A 22,517-nucleotide genomic window follows, 5' to 3' on the forward strand; every position below is an offset into this window, starting at 1 on the left:
TCTGAACTTCAGCCGATTGTCCCCCGTCTCGGCTTAAAAAGACTCATCACTTCTGGAAGGCAGATAAGAGCTTGAATACAACGCTTCATGTGCTTTTCGCCGCTCAGCTGCTTTTTCAAGAATTTTCAATCGTGTACTTCGATCAGCCTCATACCAACCGGTAATTTCACTCAACTGACGAAAGCACCCCAGGCAGGTATCGTTACCGTCCAAACAGCAATGTCGCACACAAGGGCTGGCTATATCTTCAGAATTATTGGGCATCTAAGGTTCCCGGTGCTTGACGCACCTTATGTCTTAACAAATCCAGCAAAGATGGAATAAACCTGCCAGGGGGCTACCGTGAACCTGATGCAATTAATTAGTAGCTCCCGCGCTTTAGCAGCTCCCGTAGTAAATAGTTTAGCCAAGAACGGGACTATCGAGGAAACCAAATGACCAGAAAACCACAGATTAATGTTATTAAGATAAAGTAGGTAATGAACCGTCTGACCGAAAGTGACGTCCGCTTTTTAAAATGGGACGCTTTGCCGCAGTTAGGACACTGCTCAAGATCATCAGAAATACGATTACCACAGTACAGACAATTAACCTTACTCACAGAATCTTCCAACTACATTCTAAATATCGGCTCAATTTTATAGGGATTATTCACACAGACCGACAGGTCATGAAGAATTCCATCGTCAATTCCGTAAACCCATCCATGAATAGCCAGCTCCTGCCCCTTTTTCCAGGCATTTTGAACAATGGTCGTATGACTAACATTAGCCACCTGTTCAATAACATTCAGCTCACAGAGCAGATTCTGTCGTTCCTTGTCGCTTTTACAGCTGTCGATTTTGTTGCGATGAAGGCGGTATACGTCCTTTATGTGACGTAGCCAGCTATCGATAAGTCCAAATTGTTGATTGCCCAGCGCAGCGCTAACACCGCCACATCCATAATGGCCACAGACAATAATGTGCTTCACTTCCAGTACTTCTACTGCGTACTGAATCACCGACATACAATTTAAATCGGAATGCACGACAACGTTAGCGATGTTCCGATGAACAAAAACCTCACCGGGCTCTAAAGCCACAATCTGGTTTGCCGGAACACGACTGTCAGAGCAACCAATCCACAAAAATTCAGGTTTTTGTTGACCCGACAGGCGTTTGAAGAAATCCGGATCTTCTTTTCTGACTTTTTCCGCCCATTCACGATTCCGCTTAAACAGTTTCTGGTCGATTTCCATTGTTATGCAGGCACCTAGTCACAAAGTAGTAGAGTCGTATTTGAGAAGAGATTTTCTACTAGCCGGCATACAAAACGCAACTGCTTTTGATGTCTATTTCTAACTTCTCTTGTTTTGGCAGCAGATATAGGGAGCAGGATAAAGATTCAGAATCAACGCAGCCCATCCAGAACGGCAGGCTCCTTGTCCAGGCACTAGTTACAGGACAGAACAAAACAACATTCTTCTTTATCATTTTCAGTCCAGAGTTCCTTAGTGCAATCACAATCTTTTCCAGTCAAATCATAATCTTTCAGATCAGCTCTATCGACTGATGCAGGACTGGGGCTATAGTCGTCTCTATTGATCCTGTCTTTGGTTTACTGCAGCAGGGTCGGAAGTGGGAAAAAGCTGGTATGGATATAAGTAACCTTCCATACCAGAAACCCTAACGGATATATTTGCACCTGTTGCGTTTAGCCAGCATTAGCTAACTCGCTAACCCTCTCCCTCGCCAATAGTTGATACTGCCGTATCCCGGTCTTTAACTGACTTGCTACTACGCAGCTGAGCAAGCATAGGAACCAGAATCACAACAATTGCGACGACGAAGATCCCCAGTGTCAAGGGACGCTCCCAGATGAATGCTAATGATCCATCGTAGATAGTCAGAGAACGACTCAGGTTATCTTCCATCAGGCCGCCAAGAATATATCCCAGTAACATCGGTGCCATTGGGAAGTCCAGCAACTTCAGAAAGATAGCGACAACAGTGATAATCACCATCATGTGAATATCGAAGGTATTGAAGGAAACCAGATAGACGCCAATGATTGAGAAAAACAAAATCAGCGGAATCAGGATAGGACGAGGGATAACCAGTAATCTTGAAATATAGGGGATTAATGGAAGATTCAGGATCAGCAACACTATATTGCCAAAATACATGGAAATAATAACTGACCAGAATACATCAGGGTTATCGACAAACAGGCGTGGTCCCGGCTGTATCCCGTAAGCAATAAGTGCTCCCAGCATAATCGCTGTTGTTCCTGAGCCAGGAATACCCAATGTTAACAACGGCACAAATGATCCTGTAGAAGCGGCATTATTTGCTGATTCAGGAGCAGCCAGCCCCCGTAGAGAACCTCGTCCAAACTTCAGTTTCTCCTTAGCTGAAGCGAGGTTGCGCTCCAATCCATAAGCAAGAAAGGATGCGATAGTGGCACCTGCTCCAGGAAGCACTCCAACAATAAATCCAAACACAGACGAGCGGGCTACGGTCGGAGCTATTTCTTTAATTTCTTCACGACTGAGTTTCATAGAGCCAAGTTCACTCATGTCCATATCCGGTTCTTCTTCGTTATGTTTGCCCCTAAGAACCGTCATCACCACTTCCGTTAGCGCAAAAGTCGCCATGGCTAATAACAGGAAGCTGATCCCGTCAATAAGATTGATACTACCAAAGGTAAAACGAGGAGTTCCTGATGTCACATCCGAGCCTACTGTAGCAACCATCAATCCAAACACAGTCATAATCAACGCTTTTATGACCTGCCCTTTACCGGAGAAAGCTGCCACAGCTGTCAGTCCCAAGACCATCAACGCAAAATAGTCACTGGACTGAAAGCTCAACGAAACCGTAGCCAGTGCCGGTGCCGCAAACAATAGAATAATCGCCCCGACAGTCCCTCCGGTAAACGAAGAATATGCAGCAAGAGCCAGCGCTTTACCTGCTTGCTTCTGCTGGGCCAAAGGATAACCATCAAAAGAGGTTACCACTGTGCTGGCGCAACCAGGCGCATTGATCAGGATGGAAGAGGTTGAGCCCCCGAAAACGGCTCCATAATAGACTCCGGCCATCAGAATAATTCCTGAGGAAGGATCGAGACCGTAAGTGATTGGTATCATTAACGCTACCGCAGAGATTGGACCCAGTCCGGGAAGCATTCCAATAAATGTACCAGCAAAGCAACCCACCACGACCATCATCAGGTTAAAAGGCATAACCGCAGTGGACAGCCCGGTAAATATTCCGTCTAACATAAGGTTATCTCCGGGTTATCATGAAAACAGCCGACCGGGTGCCAGATAAATATCCAGCAACTGCACCAGCACCAGCCAAAAAATAAACACAAAGGGTACAGACGCAAGTAACAGCGTCTTAATACGGCGCTCGCCTAACAGCCAATAGCCACCGATCAGAAATAGCATTGATGACAGCAAGAAGCCGATCCAGTCCAGAGTCAGTCCAAACAGCACCATCAAAACCAGCAGTTTGCCAACCAGCTCAAAATCATACCCAAGAAGACGCAGCCGTTTATTCGAATCCTGCTTGGCGCTGGCTAACAGCGCTAAAGAGAATAAACCACAAAGCCATGCCAATATGGTTGGCAGTGAGCGTGCGTTAAAGGGCTCAAATTCATCCCCCGGGATCAATGGTATCTGGCCAGCGTGATAGCCATAGACAACGGAAACACCGAGAAACACCAGCCCGCCAATATGGTCTTTGGTTAAAATCATGGAAGTATCCTCTGGTGGAGAGGACCTCCACCATCTTCGAATAAATTATCGAGAGGCACCTAAGACAATTAAGCACCCCTGATTGTACTACCGTTCAGAACTGTTATAGAAAACCAAGTTCTTTCATCAAGTTACCAACAATTTGCTCCTGCTGCTCAAGGAAGGAGACAAACTGTTCACGAGGCTTGAAGATCTCAGTCCAGCCATTGCGATCCCGGACGGTGCTCCATTCATCAGTGCTATACATTTTTTCGAGCGTATTGGCGTAATCATCAGCCATTTGGTCAGACAGCCCTGGAGCGCCAAAAAAACCGCGCCAGTTAACAAAGGCAACATCGTAGCCAAGTTCTTTTAGCGTCGGTACATCTTTCGCAACAGGAACCCGTTCATCAGATGTCACTGCAAGTATTCGTACCTGTCCAGCTTTAGCCATCTCCAGTGCTTCACTAAACCCGGTAGATAGCACTTGAACTTCTCCACTCAGCAGACCAGCCATTGCCTTACCACCCGCATCATAGGGTACATAGCGGACTTTTTTAGGATCTCCTCCACCGGCTTTAAATGCCATGGCTGCAACCAAGTGATCCATACCGCCCCGTGAAGAGCCACCTGCCACCTTTACTTTACGTGAGTTCTTATTGAAATCTTCTACCAGTTGATTAAAGCTTTGATACTTGGAATCGGTATAAACAACAAATGCTGCATAGTCGCCAATCGTGGCGGCAATCGGTGTTAAATCGCGGAAAGACTGCGGAAATACCTTTTTCAACGATCGAATGACAATCGGTGTGGAATTAACCATCAGAGTGTTTTTGGATTGCTCAGCGGCTTCAATCAGATGTGCGATTGCTTTTCCGCCACCACCACCGGACATATTCTCATAAGAGACAGTGTCAATGAGTCCGGCCTTGGACAGTGCTTCCCCTGTACCTCTAGCGGTTCCATCCCAGCCTCCACCAGCGCCACCAGGAATCAAAAAATGGACTTCATCGACTGCATGAGCATTCATTGCCATACCCGCAGTTAAACAAGCCGCCATTGCTCCGGCCAGAATGCCTGTACGCTTTCCATCAAACTTCTTGGACAATGCCTTGGAGAACTCTTTAGTTAAGAGCATGGTTATTAACCTCATCGTTATTGTTTTGTTTTGGTTCCTCCTCAGAGTAGCTCTTCAGAAAAACGGTTAGAAGTTTCTGAAATTAATGACTTTTTAGTCTTTAAAATACATTTTGTTCATAAAGTTTACGGGCCATTGACAGCCTGATGGATTAACATCTAAGTCAAACTATACTAATAACAATATATAAAGCTCTCTAACATGGCCTGCCTTTTGAACCGTTTAAAGCTCAGCACATTCAGATTAAAAACCCGAATGATTTTGATACTGGGGCTGATGGCACTACTTCAAACGGGATTTATCGGCGTTTTTGCCGTTCATTACATAAGCACTTCGCTAGAAGAACAGATTGGCCAGCGTGCACTACATGTAGCTAAGACTATCGCTGCCATGCCGGAGGTTGTCCAAGCTGTACAGCAAAAAGACACCGCCTTTCTAATCCCTCTTTCCTTGAATCTGGCTGAACAAACAGATGCACGCTTTATCGTCATCGGAGACCGCAACGGCATCCGACTGGCCCACCCGACTGCAGCAAAGATCGGAAAGTCGATGCACGATGATGACAACGAAAGCAATGACCGGGCATTGATTCAGGGTCGAGGTTTTATCTCTAAGGCAGAGGGTAGCCTGGGCATGTCTATGCGTGGAAAAGCTCCCATCTACGATCAGGTAGGCGAACAGATTATCGGGGTGGTTTCCGTTGGTTACCTGCTCAACCGTGTCCAAACCATTATCGATAAATACCGGATGACGATCTTTCTGGTGATCGGTATCGCCTTTGTGGTCAGTGTTTTTATAGCAATTTTGTTTGCAAGGCATTTCAAAAAAGCTATTTTTGGCCTTGAGCCTGAAGAAATTGCCAGGATGTTTGAAGAGCGAAATGTCACCTTACAGACAGTACGCGAGGGCATCATCTCCATTGACAAGAGTGGCCACATAGCAACGTTTAACAAAACAGCGATCAAAACCCTGGATCTTGATCCTGCTGCCCCGCTTTCCGGACGCCCTATTCAGGAAATACTCCCTGAGAGCGAAATGCTGGATGTACTAGCGACCGGAGAACCACAATTCGACCAGGAATTTCACCTGAAAAATCATAGTCTAATCGTTAACAGATTACCGATTAGAGGAGAGAACGGCGAAGTTACCGGTGTTGTATCAAGTTTTCGTCGCAAGGACGAACTCGATATGGTCAGTCGCAAGCTGACCCGAATACAGCAATACGCTGAAACACTGAGAAGCCAGTCTCACGAATATTCCAACAAGCTGCATACTATCGCCGGACTGATTCAAATTGGTGCGACTGATAAGGCGCTTCAGGTCATTGGTCAGGAAACTGTAGACCACCAGGCATTGATTCAACTGCTGCTGAAAGCGGTCCCTGATCCGGTCCTTGCCGGTTGTTTGCTAGGTAAATATAACCGTGCTCGTGAACTGGGGCTGCACTTAAAGATAGACCCGGAGAGTCACATGACGGATCTACCGGACCAACTGCCACGAGAGCAATTGATGAGCATTCTTGGAAACGTTCTGGACAATGCACTGGAAGCCACTTATCGAAACCACGGAGCAGGAGGCCAGGTTGTTCTTTCAATGACCGACATAGGCAATGATCTCATTTTTGATGTAGAGGACCAGGGAGCAGGCATCCCAGAAGAACAGAAGCAGCATATTTTTGAAAAGGGATTTACCAGTAAAAATGAAGACGGTCACGGCTACGGGCTACACCTGGTACAGAGCTTGATCACTGGTCTCAGTGGCAGCATCTGCATTGAACCGGCAGATACGGGTGGCAGTCGTTTTATAATCTATATACCTAAGATACCCACTCCCAGCGTACAGGCACAGCAACCCAGCTCAGGAGTTCAATCAGCGTGATAACCCATGTTTTGCTCAGACACGCCGTTTTTACAGGCGACTAAGCCTTAGCATTAATCAATATTCAACGCAGACCAGCTATCGAGACCATAATAATAAAATGAATACAATAAAGATTGTAATCGCGGAAGATGATCCACAAATCGCTGAAATTCAAAAACGATTTGTCGAGCGAATCCCCGGATTCGAACTGGTAGGTATCGCCCACGGGCTCGAAGAGGCTAAGGACTTAATTGAAGTCATTCAACCGGAACTGCTGCTGTTGGATATCTACTTTCCAGCCGGAACCGGACTGGATTTGTTACGGACATTACGGATAGAGAACCATAAAACCGATGTCATATTAATTACCGCTGCCAAAGAAGTATCGACGCTGAAGGAAGCGTTGCATGGTGGGGTTTTCGATTACATTCTCAAGCCCTTGGTATTCGAACGTTTACAAGAGTCTTTAACTAACTACTTACGGCACTTGGAAAAACTGAAAGAACTGGAATCATTGGCACAAACAGATGTAGATACGCTGTTGCCAAGAGGACAAAGCTCAGTCCCAGTTAAAACCATCCCCACTCCTGTAACACTGCCAAAGGGGATTGATGGCCTTACGCTGAAAAAAGTGCAAGACGTATTTGATGAAGAAAATTTTATGAACGCCGAAGAAGTTGGCGGACATATAGGCGCCAGTCGAACCACTGCTCGGCGTTATCTGGAGTATCTGGTAAGCACTGGTACCTTGCAGGCAGATATCAGTTATGGCTCGGTAGGCCGACCAGAACGACGCTATTGTCTGGCTAAATGAGTAAGCGCTCTGATCGTCTTCTGGCTAACGGTGTGGATTTATTCAAAAACTTTTACTCAAAAAGGTTTTACAACGACAAACACCAGTATTGGTACGAAAATCAGCAACGGCAATTCGTTGTACAGGCGAAAATATCTGCCACTCTTATTCAATGTATGACTTTGCATCTGCTTGAGAAAAAAACGACAACTACCATGAAAAATGATCAGAAGGACCACAAATAATAACTTTGCGTGTAACCAGCCCCCTGAGAAACCATACCCCAGCCACAACCAGATACCCAGCCCCAGAGTAAACACTGCCATGATCGTCATAAATCCATACAGCTTACGGGCCATGATTTCCAAACGACTCACGTCCTGACCTGCCGCACGACCTTCTACGTAGTGAACGAATATTCTAGGAAGATAAAATATGCCAGCCATCCAGCTGGTCATTGCCAAAATATGAAAAGTCTTGTACCAAAGCATCTTATCGCTATCCAAAGGCTATTACGTAAGCTGGTACAGTGTAAACGGCGGTGCCGAAAGTTCAATCTCATTTCAGCAACTTATAAGAAATGTCAGGTCTTCAAGACGACGCCAGTTTGTTATGAAAAAAGCAAGCTTGATTAGCACCACGATCCTTGGCCAAATACATCGCCAGGTCTGCTTTTTTAATCAGCTCAGAGGCCGTAACAGCATGCAGGGGAAATATCGATATCCCCATGCTAATTGTGATGTCTACAACCCCACCACCCGCTTTAAAGACTCCCTCTCTGACGGCTCTCAGCAGCTTCTGAGAAACCCTATCGACTACATCAATACGCTCCAGATGTTCAAGAACAATAATAAATTCGTCTCCTCCTAACCGGGCCAGTGTATCACTCTTCCTGAGAGGTTGTTTTAGCCGCTGACACACTTCGACTAACACCTGATCACCAGCATCGTGCCCAAAACGATCATTGATCGGCTTAAAACCATCAATATCAATAAAGAGCACGGCTACATAGTCATCATTTCTCTTCGCCTGCGCCAACGCATGTTCCAGTCGACTGGTTAACAGCAATCGATTAGGAAGGCCTGTCAGTGGATCATGGTAGGCTTTAAGACTCAGCGCTTTGCCGTAACTACCGATCTCACCCAGATCCAACAGAGTGATTATATGCCTGTCTATTTCTTTACCTGCCAGGGTGTCAGGATCTTCCGGGAATCCCACTGACTCGTTATCCATCGTAGGAACAGTATTAAGTGTTAATAGGTAGGGTCTGGATTCGCCTGTTCGGTGGACACCAATCATTTCACCTTTCCAGGTACGTAAAGATAAGACGGTACGAAGTGGTATTTCTTCTGGGGAGTGGTGCAACAAATAATCCGCAGGAAGACCGATCATGCTGTTGGCTTCATAACCAAATGTTCGGTAGGTTGCAGGATTGGCATCACTGATAATCGCATCTGGAGTCAAAATAAGGCAAGGGTCTGAAGTGACCTGAAAAAGCAAAGCTGCCTGCATTCTGTTTCGCTCACCTTCTCGCTCCTGCGTAATGTCGCGACCAATACCCAGCAAGCCTGTCAGTTGCTGGTTTTCATCAGTTACAGGAACCTTGGTCATTGATAACAGACGTCGTCGACTGTTGTTATAGGTAACCCACTCTTCATTCTGGCAAACTTTATTGGTGGTAAAGACCTGTAAATCCTTTTCTCTAATGTGATTTGCCGACTCTACAGACATCAAATCAGAGTCTTTCTTACCGATGATGTCCTTTTCAGGAAGGGAAACAAATTGCTGGAAAGCAGTGTTACAGCGTTGATAAACACCATCAGTATCCTTAAAAAAGACGAAATCCGGCGTGCTATCGATAATCAACTGAGAAAGTTCCATTTCTTTCTTTACTGCCTGTTCTGCTTTGTAGGTACAACTGACGTCCCTGGCATTAACAACAACTCCGGATATTCGACCGGTGCTCTCACGATATGGAACAAAGGTTGACTGTACGATTCGTTTCTCTCCTCGCGGTGACACAACCTCAGCGTGAAACTGCCCAACCGTCCCGTCTTTAAGTGTTTTATCCAACCGAGGTTTCAAAGATTTTTCGAATCGATCAAGACCATGCAAATCCCATACATGCAAACCAACTATTTGAGACTCCGGCATTTCGAATAGATCAACGTACCCCTTACTGACAGCAAGATAGCGATACTCAAGATCAACAAAGGATACAAAATCCTGAACGTGCTGAAGTATTGAGCGGTAAACTTCCAGCGACTCCTCAATGGAGCTGGAGCTATCAGCCCCGTAACGCTGTTTAGATGATGACTTGGATTTGTTGCTATTAACTTTATACAAATCGCAGCTCCCTATCTAACGTGACTGCAGAGCAATCATCCTTCCTGTAAAACTGATGTGCGATGACAACCAAGATTAATACTAGACGATAAAGTCAGCTCTATCATTTTTGAACGTTATCCAACGATCGCTACAGATAAAAGCAACACTAAGGTTATGCCCTCTGACATACAGTCTCTTTCATAAGAAACGCTGTACTTTTTATAAACAGAAGAATCCTGTCTGTAAAAATATCAGGGGGCATTTATCTACGTCTTAGTTCAGGTAGCCAGGATCACACGAATAGCATCAAGCTGAACTTGAGCCCCTTCAAGATACTCAGCCAAACTAACAGTTAGATCTTCCAGGTATTTTACCTCCTCTTCCCTGATATTCGGGTTCACCTCTGAAAGCGCTTTTAGCCTTGCCATTTCAGCCCCCAGTACTTCAGACATATTGGCAATAGCCTCATCAACGATCAACGGCTGTTGCCCGGACGCTATTGCATCAGCCCTTGAAATCATGTCTCCGATCTGATCTCTGGCAAGTCGGACAATATTGGGGGCTGTGCCCTTCGCTACTCGTTTAGCCAGTTGATTAACATGGTGATCTGCCAATACAGCCGATAAATCATTCCCTTCTACATCAACTAATACCCGAATACTGGCATGCGGTAAATAGCGCTGCAATTGCAGTTTTTTCGGCGCCGGGCAGTGTATGGAGAATATCGCTTCCAACATTAAAGTCCCAGGCTTTATCGGTGGCAATTTAATGGTGCACAGAGCTGTATTACCAAACTCCCCTTCCGCTATCATTTCCATCGCGCCACTGACCATAGGGTGTTCCCAGGTCAAAAATTGCATATCTTCTCGGTGTAACGCAAGTGTTCTGGAATAAGTAGCGGTTGCGCCATCTTCCGATAATCCCGGGAAGCTATGCATGTGCATATGATCACCAGGAGTTAGCACGATGGCATTGGTACTGTGGTGCTGCTGCTCGACACCAAATTGATCAAAAACACGCTCCATATAGTTGGAAAGTTCGCGAAAGTTAGAGGCTTCGGTTAATTGATCCAGAATAACTTCCGCTTCATCCTGCTTACAGGAGTTAAGTTCCAGTAAGCGGTCGCGTCCCTGACTCATAGTCTCCAGCGCAGCATCATTCAATTGCCGGGTATCTTTTATCAGTTGTTCAAGCCCGGCTGGATCATTCTGTCGACTCAGACATTCAACCAACCGGTCAACAAAGGCCTCATAAAGGCTCTGCCCCGCTGGGCTGGGAGTTAAAAAGGCGTTAAGCCCTTCATGGTGCCAACGCATCAATCCATCCTGAGCACTGTCACGGTAATAGGGCACATGGATATTGATATCCCGTTGCTGCCCTATACGATCAAGACGACCAATACGCTGCTCCAGCAGATCAGGATTCAGCGGTAAATCAAACAACACCAGATCATGAGAAAACTGAAAGTTGCGGCCCTCACTGCCTATCTCCGAACAGATCAACACCTGAGCACCTTGCTCCCGCTCTGCAAAGTAAGCCGCAGCCCGGTCACGAGCCACCAGGCTAAGCCCTTCATGAAAAACGGCCGATCGCAAACCAACCCGAAGCCGAAGATGTTCCTCCAGCGATCGGGCAGTGCCCGCTTGAGCACAGATTACCAAAACCTTCTCATCACGCATTTCTGTAAGAAAATCACTTAACCAGCTGACGCGTGCATCTACAGCCAGCCAGGACTCACCAAACAAACGCTCGGGATGCAGCTGATCTTCAAGATCAGCATCAAGCAAAAGTTCAGGGTAAGTTTCTGTCTGCGGCAGCGCATAACTCGTTAACCGACGTACGGGAAAGCCTTCCACAGCACTTCTTGTATTCCGGAACAGCACTCGTCCAGTACCGTGACGATCCAGCAACTCATAAATAACATCATTGATAGCCTTACGTTCTTCTTTGTCACTCTCAGCAGACAGTAACTGTGATCGCAAGGTTCTTAGCGTTTCGGATCCCAAGTAGAGTTCAATCTGGTCTGCAACTGCCGGCTGTCGAATAAACTGATCAACGGCGTCCTGAGACAACAAGCACTGCACTAACTGATTGACGGGGCGGTAACTTGCCTCCTCTTCATGGAACTGCTGAAGGTCATAATATCGATCGGGGTCCAGCAAACGTAAACGAGCAAAGTGACTTTCAATACCTAATTGTTCTGGCGTGGCCGTCAACAATAAAACACCGGGAACCTCTCGTGATAAAGCCTCAATACACTTATACGCCGGACTGACTTCTTCATCGCTCCAGATCAGATGATGAGCTTCATCAACAACAAGAAGATCCCAGTCAGCCTGCAAAGCAAACTCCCGAGCCTGATCAGACTCTGTCATCATTGACAGGGTACACAGAACCAGCTGAGCACTTTCAAATGGATTTCCTTCACCCGCTTCAAGCAATGCCTGACAACGATCTTCATCCAAGATGGAAAAATGTAAATTAAAACGGCGTAGCATTTCGACCAGCCACTGGTGAATCAAACTGTCCGGCACCACTACCAGCACTCTCTCAGCCCGACCACTCACCAGATGCTGGTGAAGTATCAACCCAGCTTCAATGGTTTTCCCCAGCCCGACTTCATCTGCCAGCAAAACACGGGGAGCATGACGGCGGGAAACCTGGTGAGCAATGTAAAACTGATGGGGTAACAGCTGTACCCGAGGCCCCAGTAGGCCATAGGCCTCGGATTGCTGCAGTCGATGGATATAATTAAGGGTATCAACACGGAGTTGAAAACGGCTATTTTTATCTATTTGTCCAGCAAACAACCTGTCTTGCGGCTTATTGAAATGAACAAAGCTGTCGAGATCAATTTCTTCTATTCGATGCTGCTTTCCTTCGCTACAAACACCACTGTAAATGTAGTAACCATTTATTTCTTCACGACCATTGACTTCAATGGACAGACCATCAGCACTCAGAACTTCTTCTCCAACAGCATACTCAATCCGGCTTAAAGGGGCGTTATTTGCTGCATACACCCGCTCTTCACCCACGGCTGGAAAACTGATTGTTACACGCCGATTAGCGATATCAGCAACGATACCCAAACCTAGTTCAGATTCTGTATTGCTGACCCAGCGCTGGCCTGGCACAAACAAGGGGGTTATCAAAATATATGTCTCTTTATCGTTTAAGGGCCGCCCAGGCGGCCTGTGTCTATAGATGAAAGGCCCAAAGGGCCGGGAATTATAATCGCAGGGGGTCATCAATTTCGATGTACACATGCACCAAAACACAGACCCAACGCGCATGGATACGCATAAATTTAATAATCTAAGCCTAAATTTTTCATTACTCAGCCGGTCTCAGTGCCGACCAGTTACAGACAGGGGTGATTAACATGTTATTGCCCTATTTATCCTTCCATTTATCAGCCGCTTCGAGATCTGTATCTTTCTGTTCAACCCAGTGATCTTGCCTGGAGGTCTTCTCTTTTTTCCAAAACGGAGCATCTTTTTTCAAATAGTCCATGATGAACTGGCACGCTGCAAATGAATCAACCCGATGAGCGCTGCTCGTGGCTACAAAGACGATTTGATCACAAGGTCGTAATGAACCGACCCGATGAATAATCCTTACATCAATCAGTTCCCAGCGCTCTCGCGCCTGATCGACTATTCGCTGCAGACTTTTCTCAGTCATTCCCGGATAGTGCTCTAAAAACATTTCCTGTAATCCGTCTCCGGGTAAAGAGGCATCATGTAGATCTCTAACCAATCCGGTAAAAGTGGCTATAGCCCCTACACGACCGTCAGGGTCTCGCATCAAAGCAGTCTCATGTCCGATGTCGAAATCACTGGTTTGAACTTGGATATAGGTGGATGCCACGAGATTACTCCATTCTGAACATATATCGAATCTGAAGGATTGTACCAATTGCTGCTATGGTCTTGTATCTCCGAGGTTAAATTGTTGTGTTCAAACTTGACCATTATGTCACTTTAGTACTATCGACTGCACGACTATCGGTGCAGAACAAATTGAGTAGCAGCCCTGTGCCCATAGCCTCTCGATCGCGCCCATAGCCTCTCGCACCAACAATATTGTTGGGCACTTTGTCTGGATGCGCTAAACTATGCGGCAGAATTTTGAAGGAGATTTATATGTGCTGGACGCCCCACGCGACAGTGGCCTGTATTATTGAAGATAATGGACGATTTCTTTTTGTTGAAGAGTATTCGAACGGACGACTGGTTTTAAACCAACCAGCAGGGCACCTTGAGGCGAACGAGTCCTTTATTGAAGGAGCAAAACGAGAAGTTCTTGAAGAGACCGCCTGGGAAGTAGAAATCACCGACCTGCTCGGTATGTACGTATATACACCGCCTCATAAAGAAGTCACTTACCATCGGACTTGCTTTGTTGCCCACCCTGTACGTGAGCAAAAAGACAGGCCCCTGGATAGCGATATCGTCAGGGCTATATGGCTAACCTACGAAGAAGTAAAAGCCGAAGAAGAGCGATTGCGAAGCCCTCTGGTATTGCGGGGGATTGAAGACTACTTACAAGGAAGGCGCTACCCTTTGGATTTCATTTATGAGCAGAAATTAAGTTAACTGAGTTAAAAGCAGATGATTAAAAGTCAACGCAACAATTGGATACGCCCCACGATCAGGGTACGTACAGTATTAAGATGAATAACGGCACCTCAAAAAACAGTAACACTAAAGTAATCGTTGGAATGTCGGGAGGCGTCGACTCATCAGTTTCGGCTTTACTGCTTCAACAACAGGGCTACCAGGTGGAAGGCTTGTTTATGAAGAACTGGGACGAAGACGATGGAACTGAATATTGCACAGCTAAAGATGATTTAGCGGATGCGCAAGCAGTCAGTGACAGGCTCGGGATCCACTTACATACTGCGAACTTTGCCGCGGAATACTGGGATAACGTTTTTGAACACTTTCTAAGCGAATATAAGGCAGGACGAACCCCTAATCCCGACATCCTCTGCAATAAAGAAATCAAGTTCAAGGCATTTCTTGAGTACGCCCGGGTGCTTGGCGCCGATTATATTGCGACAGGACACTACGTTCGACGAAGGGATACGCAACGAGAGACAGACGACAAGGAACACTGCTACTTGCTCCGCGGACTCGATGGAAACAAAGATCAGAGCTATTTTCTTCATGCTGTTGGCGAAGACGAAATTCGCCAAACGCTGTTTCCTGTAGGAGAGCTGGAAAAGCCGGAAGTACGACGTATTGCTGAAGAATATGACCTTATCACCCATGATAAGAAGGACAGCACCGGGATTTGCTTTATAGGCGAACGACGATTCCGTGATTTTTTACAACAGTACCTGCCTGCTCAGCCTGGAATAATTGAAACACCTGATGGTGTAACGATAGGTAAACATCAGGGGTTAATGTATCACACTATAGGTCAACGACAGGGATTGGGGATCGGCGGATTGAGCGATTTTCCAGATGAACCCTGGTTCGTTGCTCAAAAAGATCTTAAGCGGAATGTACTTATCGCAGTTCAGGGAAAGCAACACCCTCTTCTGTTCAGTCGAATGCTTATTACCAATCAGGTCGATTGGGTAAAAGGTCAGGAACCCAAGCTACCTTATCATTGCACAGCAAAAACCCGATATCGACAGGACGATCAGGCTTGCCGTATTGACCCCAGACCAGAGGGTGGCTACAACGTTTGGTTTGAAAAAGCTCAAAGAGCAGTCACTCCTGGCCAATCAGTCGTATTTTATGATGAAGAATACTGTCTTGGCGGCGGCGTTATTGAGAAAACTTTCCGCGACGATCAACTTTGAGGTCTACTATTTTGTCACGCGAACATTCCAGAAAGACCGATCAACAAGCAATAGCCCTAGCCGGTGTTTTCCAGGCCGCAGCACTTGTTGATCAGATAGCAAAGCGAGGACTGATTCCACAGAACAGTTTTGAGACATCTATTAATAGTATTTTCATGACATCTCCTGCGGTAACGGAGGACGTTTATGGCGGTGTTGAAGAAATTCCTTTTGGCCTGAGCATGGGGCTCAAAAGTCTCCTGGATCTTGCTGAAAAGACGAAGCAACAGAATAAGGACATCACCCGGTATGCGTTAAGTATGTTGCATCTGGAAAACAGGCTCCGAAAGCATCCAACTATGTTAAGCGACATTAGCGACGGTCTTGATAAAATTCGAAATCAGTCCCGCTACTTCGAGGAGACTTCTAACAGGGGAACATCCCATACAGAAGTCGCTTTAGAGTCACAAACGGATAACAGCCAACTCGATCAGCCTCAATTTTGCCACCCAACGGTTGTCGCTGCTGTCGCTCAGCTTTATCAGGACACTCTTAGCACCTTCAGCTTCAGAATTCAGGTGACTGGCGAGCCTCGTCATCTGCAAAACAGCGATAATGCCAACAAAGTGAGAGCCCTGTTGCTGGCAGGAATCCGTGCCGCAATTCTATGGCGTCAGGTTGGTGGGAAACGCTGGCAACTGCTGTTGTTTCGATCCCGAGTCGGTAAATCTGCCCGCAGAATACTGGAGCATGGTTAACTGACAGGATACGCCCTGTTCCTATAATGCTATCTTCTAATGGCAGGTTCTGCTCAAATCCTGCAGATTCATGTATAATTTGCGCTCTGATTTTTGCCAACCCTTATCTACTACTGAGTGAGAGTATCCATGGAGCTTTCCGCCCTGACCGCTGTTTCGCCCGTTGATGGACGCTATGGCAGTAAAACCGCTGCATTGCGGTCAATTTTCAGTGAATTCGGTCTTATCCGATTCAGAGTTGAAGTTGAGATCCGCTGGCTTCAACAGTTGTCTGAACATCCTCAAATCAAGGAAGTTCCGGCTTTCAGCTCAGAAGCTAATGGTCTGCTTGATAAGATTGTCTCCGAATTCAGCGAAGCTGATGCGCTACGTGTTAAGGAAATCGAGAGTACGACAAATCATGATGTAAAAGCTGTCGAGTACTTTATCAAGGAAAGTTTCAAGGGTCATACCGAGCTAGAAAACGTCAGCGAGTTTGTCCATTTTGCCTGCACGTCCGAGGACATCAACAACCTGTCTCATGCACTAATGCTAGGCAATGGTCGTGACCAGGTCGTCGTACCGCAATTAAGGGAAATCATTCAGGCAATAACCCAATTGGCCCACGACTTTGCGGAGCACCCTATGCTGTCCCGCACACACGGTCAAACGGCCTCCCCCACGACCCTGGGTAAGGAAATGGCTAACGTCGCAGCCAGACTTAAGCGCCAACTAACTCAGATTCAGGCTGTTGAAACCCTGGGGAAAATCAACGGCGCTGTAGGTAATTACAATGCTCATTTTTCTGCCTACCCGGAGATCGACTGGCAAGCCAACGCAGAAGCCTTTGTAAATCGCCTGGGACTTTCCTGGAATCCTTACACCACCCAGATAGAACCGCACGATTATATTGCCGAACTATTTGACGCGGTCGCTCGCTTCAACACTATTTTGATTGATTTTGATCGTGATGTCTGGGGCTACATTTCACAAGGGTACTTCAAACAGCGTACGATAGAGGGAGAAGTCGGCTCTTCAACAATGCCACATAAAGTCAATCCGATTGACTTTGAAAACTCCGAAGGCAATTTAGGGATTGCTAATGCGATACTGAGCCACCTGGCAGCAAAGCTACCCATATCCCGCTGGCAGCGTGACCTTACGGATTCTACCGTATTACGCAACCTTGGTGTTGGATTTGGCCATAGCCTTATTGCTTATCAAGCCACGTTAAAAGGGATAAGCAAACTGCAAGTGAATGAAAAGCGGCTTGACGATGACCTGGAGAATAGCTGGGAAGTGCTGGCTGAGCCTATTCAAACCGTTATGCGTCGCTATGATATCGATGAGCCCTACGAAAAATTAAAGGCCCTGACACGCGGAAAAACAATTACCAAAGAAACGCTATCAGCATTTGTAGATACTCTGGAGATGCCTGAAGAAGCTAAAAATCAGCTAAAACAGCTGACTCCGCAAAATTATATCGGCAATGCTGCCAGCCAGGCCAAGGCAATCTAAAATCATACTGCCGACCAGGAGCGACCCGGTCGCTCCTTTATCCTATTAATTCTTTAATCCAGATTCTCGTAAAATCAGATAACCTCAACCGGTTAGCCTGTTTCAATATACAGCCATTTCCGAGAAACCAAACTTCGATCCAAATAAGCTGAGCTTGCCTATGCTGAACAATATTCGTGTCGTCATGATCAACACCTTTCACCCTGGAAATATTGGTGCGGCAGCGCGAGCGCTTAAAAACATGGGGCTTAGCCAGCTTTATCTGGTAGATCCAAAGGAATTTCCTCATCCGGAGGCTGAATCCAGGGCGGCCGGGGCCTTAGACCTGCTTAACAATGCAGTTGTCGTGAAGACTTTGGAAGAAGCAATCAAAGATTGTTCTCTTGTGGTCGGCACCAGCGCCCGAAATCGCAGCTTTCCCTGGCCAATGCTAGATGCGAGAAATTGTGCGGAAAAAGCCGTAATTGAAGCGAAGTCAGCCCCAGTAGCCATTGTCTTCGGTAGAGAAAGAATGGGATTGCATAATGAAGAACTGATGCAATGCAATTTTCATTTGGCTATTCCGACCGATCCAGTATATCCCGTACTAAATGTCAGCGCTGCCATTCAGGTTGTATGTTATGAGCTTTGGCTGGCCCAGCAAAACAGCTCCACCCCTTCTTCAACTTCTTCAACTTCTTCAACTAACAATGATCCGCTACTGGAATATCCCAGTAGTGAAGAGATGGGGCATTTTTATACTCACTTAGAAAATACTCTCAAAGACATTAACTTTATCGTCGCTCAGCACGAAGGCAAAGTAATGACTAAATTGCGCAGGCTATTCAACCGAGCAAGACCTGAAAAAGTGGAGCTGAATATGCTCAGAGGTGTTCTTTCTGCCATTCAGAGAAATACTAAAAAGTAGCGCCTGTTTTCATCATATCTGTACTCCAGCCTGACAATTTCCTTCTATTATCATGCTATTAAGGAACCCATAGGCAAATTGGCAAAAGTAGAGTTGCAGCACTAGAATCATTTGATGATAATAGGTACTCACACCAATCTCTCGACCACCCAACCAGGCCGATACTCACCACAGAATGCTGAAACACCTCCTCCCATTTCTCTTGCTGTCCTCAGCTGCTCAGGCGCAAATCACTGTTGAAGTTGATCACAAGCAAGGGCCAGCCAACCAAACGTTTGAAATGGTACTGGAAGCTGAACAGCGGCAACCTATCAGCACTCCAGATTTTTCTGGATTGGAAAAAGATTTTCGCATTCTTAATAACTCCAAAAACTCAGTATCCAATTTTCGTGGTGGAAAAACCTACTACAACAGCCGATGGACTATTCGCTTACGCCCAAAGCGAACCGGAGAACTGAAGATACCCGCAATACGGGTTGGTTCCGAACGAAGCCGGGCGCTCTCCTATACAGCAACCGAGGAAGCGCCCCCTGCCGAAGAGATTCCGGTTTTTCTCGACGTAACCATTTCGCCGGAGCTTAATTACACACGCAGCGCTTATGTATTAAGTGTAAAGTTACTTTTTGATGCTCCTCTTAGTAGTGCTCAGCTTACCGAACCTTTACTCGAAGGAGTCAGAATAGAACAGCTTGGTTCGCAACTTAACTATAGCGAAACTCGAAATGACCAGAATTATCAGGTCATTGAGCAACGGTATATTCTATTTCCGTTGTCTTCCAAGCGATACAGATTACCACCAATCGAGTTTACCGGCCTAAGTGCTGAGGGTGAAATCGCCTACAACACTAGCTCTGAAGCAATCGAGTTTGAAGCCTTGGAGCCACCTCCCGAAATAAATCCCAGAACCTGGCTGGCGGCAACAGAGCTTCGTGTAGAACAGCAATGGGATAAAGCACTTCAAAATCTTCGTGTTGGAGATACGCTGGTACGAACATTAATTATTGAGGCACATAACACCCCGGCAGACTGGCTCCCCAACCTGCACGTAGCCAGTACAGAAGGAGTCAGCGTCTACCCCCAGGCCCCTAAAATAACTCAGGAAACTGATACAGGCACTTTAGTCAGCCGTAAAGAACTCACCTATAAACTATTGTTAACTAAAGCAGGTCAGGTTAGATTTCCCGCTATAGAGATTCCCTGGTGGGATACCATCAGAGATATACAAGATACATCCCGAATAAGCAGCACCAGCGTTGATGTTGAGAACTTTCTTCAACCCATCAGCTCTCCTCCTGCCGCAAGTGAGGTCAGGAATGAGACAACAGATAGCAACGGACCAACAAATGACAAACCCAATGAATCAAAAACAGGTCAGGCCACAACCGCTTCTTCCAGTCCGTGGCTGGCATGGCTTTGGGCAACGATCGCTATAATCTGTGCAATAGGCTGGACACTAACCTGGAGCAGACTGAAGCGCTTATCAACAGAACAGAACAATGCGCAGTCCTTAGCTGCAAGCCTGAAGGAAGCCCCGACACCGCCTGGCACCCTGCAACAACGGGATTACCAACTGGAAGAAACAAACGCATTTAATCGCCTGTCCCGCGCTTGCAGTATTAATGATCCGGAACGAACCGCTGAGTATCTACTACAGTGGGCAAAACTCACCTGGCCTGAAGAACCTATAGGCGACTTGGCAGATATTGAGTTTTACGCCCAAAACCCGACACTAACCTACCTGATCAGAGATCTGGAGCACAGTATCTACTCACCTCAGGATAATGAAGATCCCTGGCAAGGAGACCTCATTCTTAGTCAAATAACGCTTATAAGACGCAAGCTAAAGTCTGGCAGAACACTAGAGGTCAGCTAACCAGTCTCTAATCAGCCAGGTAATGTGTCAGTGACTGCTTAAGCTCTGGATAATGAAATTCAAAGCCTGCCTGCAGCAGTTTTTCCGGTACAACTCTCTGCCCTTCAACCAGCAGCTCCGCCCCTTCTCCCAGAAGCATTCGCATAATGACAGCAGGCATAGGTAATACTGCCGGGCGTTTAAGAGCCTCACCCAGGGCTTGTGAAAACTCCTTATTTGAAACAGGATTAGGGGCGGTAAGGTTAAAGGGGCCCGTCAACGTCTCCCGGTGCAGTAAAAAATCGATACCGCAAACCATGTCTTCCAGATCAATCCAGGAAAACCACTGCCTGCCATGACCAACCGGCCCTCCCAGCCCCAATCGAAATGGCGGCAACATTCGAGCCAAGGCACCTCCATTGCCAAGAACGACTCCTGTTCGAAGCAAACAAACCCGAATACCTTCCGCTTCAGCCTCCATCGCCTTATTCTCCCAGTCATGACAGAGGTGGTGCGCAAAACAAGGATGCCAGGATTCATTTTCAGTCAGTTCACGGTTATCCCTTTGACTGCCATAGTAGCCAATAGCTGAACCGCTGATAAGCACCTTGGGCTTGTCAGTTGAACGAGCCAGGAACTCAACTAATTTAGTCGTGATTTGTAGTCGGCTATCGTAAAGGATCTTCTTACGGTCTTCACTCCAGCGCTTATCAAGAATAGGTTCGCCAGCAAGATTAACGACTGCATCAATGCCATGGCCATCAGCAAGTTGGGAAAAATCACTGATAGCTTCCACCTTGCCGTTAAAACGATGATGAATCTTCTCGGGAGTCCGGCTCACTGCCACAATATCATCAACAAGATCACTCTGAATCCATTTATCTATCAACGCCGAACCGATAAACCCCGTTGCCCCGGTTACTAGACACTTCATCGAATTGCATCCCTACCATCTTCACTGTTAAGAATCATTAATACCACAAAAACAGCAATATAACGAAGAACACCGATATCGCCACGAACACCCAAACTTCCCAACACATTCCTTCAGGATCAATCTTCTTTTATTGGCTATCTTTGTCTCGCCTCTCTAAAATGTTTTCTTCTATCAGCATAGCTATCATTTCGCACATATCCAACCACCTGAGAGGCTCGAATCGCTAATGTTCACTGGCATTGTTCAAGGCACTGCAGAAGTAATCCATATAGACGAGAAGGAAAAGTTTCGCACACACGTCCTGGCACTCCCGGAAGAACTGCTGACCGGCTTAAACCTGGGAGCATCGGTCGCTCACAATGGCTGCTGCCTGACCGTGACCAAGATAGAGGGCAATCAGGTTAGCTTTGACTTGATGCAGGAAACACTCAAGGTAACAAACTTGGGTGAAATAAATACAGGCGACAGAGTCAATGTGGAGCGTGCCGCTCGATTCGGTGATGATATCGGTGGACACTCAATGTCCGGGCATATCATTACAACCGCCGAAATAAGCCAGATAATCAAAACAGCAAACAACTGCCAGATTTGGATTAAGATTCCTTTAGCACTCAAAAAGTATATATTCACCAAAGGCTATATCGGTATAGACGGCATCAGCCTGACTGTAGGTGATATCATTGAAGACCGGTTTAGCATCAATTTGATTCCAGAAACCCTGACTCGAACAAATTTGGCCTGGCGGACGGAGTCAGATCGGCTTAACATCGAAGTTGATCCACAAACACAAGCCATTGTCGATACCGTTGAGAGGGTGTTAGCTGAGCGAAATCAATAAGTATGCGGTTCCGGGATAAAATACGAGGTCGGGTATGGGCTTTTTATAATAACAGTGATACTGTCTTGACAATCCAGCTCAGTTTGTAACG

General features: G+C 46.4%; 19 protein-coding genes. 9 read left to right on the forward strand and 10 right to left on the reverse strand.

What is annotated here, in order from left to right:
- Positions 1–33 precede the first annotated feature (33 nt).
- The 5 genes from BGP75_RS14710 to BGP75_RS14735 form a co-directional block, all read right to left on the reverse strand.
- Positions 34–264: a DUF1289 domain-containing protein gene (locus BGP75_RS14710; protein WP_076719569.1), complete on the reverse strand. Its 231-nt coding sequence runs from the start codon at positions 262–264 to the stop codon at positions 34–36.
- A 349-nt stretch (positions 265–613) separates the two neighbouring features.
- Positions 614–1,240 carry a carbonate dehydratase gene (gene can, locus BGP75_RS14720; protein WP_076719571.1) on the reverse strand — a complete coding sequence of 209 codons (627 nt, stop codon included), beginning with the start codon at positions 1,238–1,240 and terminating at the stop codon, positions 614–616.
- 477 nt (positions 1,241–1,717) lie between these two features.
- Complete coding sequence (locus BGP75_RS14725; RefSeq protein ID WP_076719572.1) at positions 1,718–3,265, reverse strand: tripartite tricarboxylate transporter permease; 1,548 nt, start codon at positions 3,263–3,265, stop codon at positions 1,718–1,720.
- Positions 3,266–3,283: 18 nt separating this feature from the next.
- The gene (locus BGP75_RS14730) at positions 3,284–3,742 is read right to left on the reverse strand and encodes a tripartite tricarboxylate transporter TctB family protein (protein ID WP_076719573.1); all 459 of its coding nucleotides are present in this window, start codon (positions 3,740–3,742) and stop codon (positions 3,284–3,286) included.
- 103 nt (positions 3,743–3,845) lie between these two features.
- Positions 3,846–4,859: a tripartite tricarboxylate transporter substrate binding protein gene (locus tag BGP75_RS14735; protein WP_076719574.1), complete on the reverse strand. Its 1,014-nt coding sequence runs from the start codon at positions 4,857–4,859 to the stop codon at positions 3,846–3,848.
- A 276-nt stretch (positions 4,860–5,135) separates the two neighbouring features.
- On the opposite strand from BGP75_RS14735, the gene BGP75_RS14740 reads away from it, so the two are divergent.
- Positions 5,136–6,737: a sensor histidine kinase gene (locus tag BGP75_RS14740; RefSeq protein WP_233152931.1), complete on the forward strand. Its 1,602-nt coding sequence runs from the start codon at positions 5,136–5,138 to the stop codon at positions 6,735–6,737.
- Between the two features lie 100 nt (positions 6,738–6,837).
- Positions 6,838–7,533, forward strand: coding sequence for a response regulator (locus BGP75_RS14745; protein WP_076719576.1), 696 nt, complete (start codon positions 6,838–6,840; stop codon positions 7,531–7,533).
- A gap of 56 nt (positions 7,534–7,589) precedes the next feature.
- On the opposite strand, the gene BGP75_RS14750 is transcribed toward BGP75_RS14745, so the two are convergent.
- The 4 genes from BGP75_RS14750 to BGP75_RS14765 all read right to left on the reverse strand — a co-directional run bounded on the left by BGP75_RS14750 (position 7,590) and on the right by BGP75_RS14765 (position 13,713).
- Positions 7,590–8,003 carry a CopD family protein gene (locus BGP75_RS14750; protein WP_076719577.1) on the reverse strand — a complete coding sequence of 138 codons (414 nt, stop codon included), beginning with the start codon at positions 8,001–8,003 and terminating at the stop codon, positions 7,590–7,592.
- A gap of 100 nt (positions 8,004–8,103) precedes the next feature.
- The gene (locus BGP75_RS14755; protein WP_076719578.1) at positions 8,104–9,858 is read right to left on the reverse strand and encodes a bifunctional diguanylate cyclase/phosphodiesterase; all 1,755 of its coding nucleotides are present in this window, start codon (positions 9,856–9,858) and stop codon (positions 8,104–8,106) included.
- A gap of 260 nt (positions 9,859–10,118) precedes the next feature.
- A complete protein-coding gene (gene rapA, locus BGP75_RS14760; RefSeq protein ID WP_233152932.1) occupies positions 10,119–12,995 on the reverse strand; it encodes an RNA polymerase-associated protein RapA in 2,877 nt (958 codons plus the stop codon).
- A 241-nt stretch (positions 12,996–13,236) separates the two neighbouring features.
- Entirely contained in the window at positions 13,237–13,713 is a 477-nt protein-coding gene (locus BGP75_RS14765) for a molybdenum cofactor biosynthesis protein MoaE (protein ID WP_198939365.1), read from the reverse strand.
- 275 nt (positions 13,714–13,988) lie between these two features.
- Between BGP75_RS14765 and BGP75_RS14770 the strand changes: the two genes are divergently transcribed.
- The 6 genes from BGP75_RS14770 to BGP75_RS14795 all read left to right on the forward strand — a co-directional run bounded on the left by BGP75_RS14770 (position 13,989) and on the right by BGP75_RS14795 (position 20,672).
- Positions 13,989–14,441: an NUDIX hydrolase gene (locus tag BGP75_RS14770; protein ID WP_076719579.1), complete on the forward strand. Its 453-nt coding sequence runs from the start codon at positions 13,989–13,991 to the stop codon at positions 14,439–14,441.
- A gap of 77 nt (positions 14,442–14,518) precedes the next feature.
- Complete coding sequence (gene mnmA, locus BGP75_RS14775) at positions 14,519–15,658, forward strand: tRNA 2-thiouridine(34) synthase MnmA (protein WP_076719580.1); 1,140 nt, start codon at positions 14,519–14,521, stop codon at positions 15,656–15,658.
- Between the two features lie 11 nt (positions 15,659–15,669).
- Positions 15,670–16,395, forward strand: a complete 726-nt coding sequence (locus tag BGP75_RS14780; protein WP_076719581.1) for a lysogenization protein HflD — start codon at positions 15,670–15,672, stop codon at positions 16,393–16,395.
- A gap of 129 nt (positions 16,396–16,524) precedes the next feature.
- Positions 16,525–17,892: an adenylosuccinate lyase gene (gene purB / locus BGP75_RS14785; RefSeq protein WP_076719582.1), complete on the forward strand. Its 1,368-nt coding sequence runs from the start codon at positions 16,525–16,527 to the stop codon at positions 17,890–17,892.
- Positions 17,893–18,052: 160 nt separating this feature from the next.
- Positions 18,053–18,799, forward strand: a complete 747-nt coding sequence (gene trmJ, locus BGP75_RS14790; protein ID WP_076719583.1) for a tRNA (cytosine(32)/uridine(32)-2'-O)-methyltransferase TrmJ — start codon at positions 18,053–18,055, stop codon at positions 18,797–18,799.
- Positions 18,800–18,974: 175 nt separating this feature from the next.
- Entirely contained in the window at positions 18,975–20,672 is a 1,698-nt protein-coding gene (locus BGP75_RS14795; RefSeq protein ID WP_076719584.1) for a BatD family protein, read from the forward strand.
- A 7-nt stretch (positions 20,673–20,679) separates the two neighbouring features.
- Here the strand turns inward: BGP75_RS14795 and BGP75_RS14800 are convergent, their stop codons facing one another.
- The gene (locus tag BGP75_RS14800) at positions 20,680–21,585 is read right to left on the reverse strand and encodes a TIGR01777 family oxidoreductase (RefSeq protein ID WP_076719585.1); all 906 of its coding nucleotides are present in this window, start codon (positions 21,583–21,585) and stop codon (positions 20,680–20,682) included.
- A 229-nt stretch (positions 21,586–21,814) separates the two neighbouring features.
- Between BGP75_RS14800 and BGP75_RS14805 the strand changes: the two genes are divergently transcribed.
- On the forward strand, positions 21,815–22,426 hold the full coding sequence (locus tag BGP75_RS14805; RefSeq protein WP_076719586.1) for a riboflavin synthase subunit alpha: 612 nt from the start codon (positions 21,815–21,817) through the stop codon (positions 22,424–22,426).
- The last annotated feature ends 91 nt before the right edge of the window (positions 22,427–22,517 follow it).

The sequence above is a fragment of the Motiliproteus sp. MSK22-1 genome (genome assembly GCF_001968815.1).
In the GTDB taxonomy this organism is placed as follows: Bacteria; Pseudomonadota; Gammaproteobacteria; order Pseudomonadales; family Balneatricaceae; genus Motiliproteus.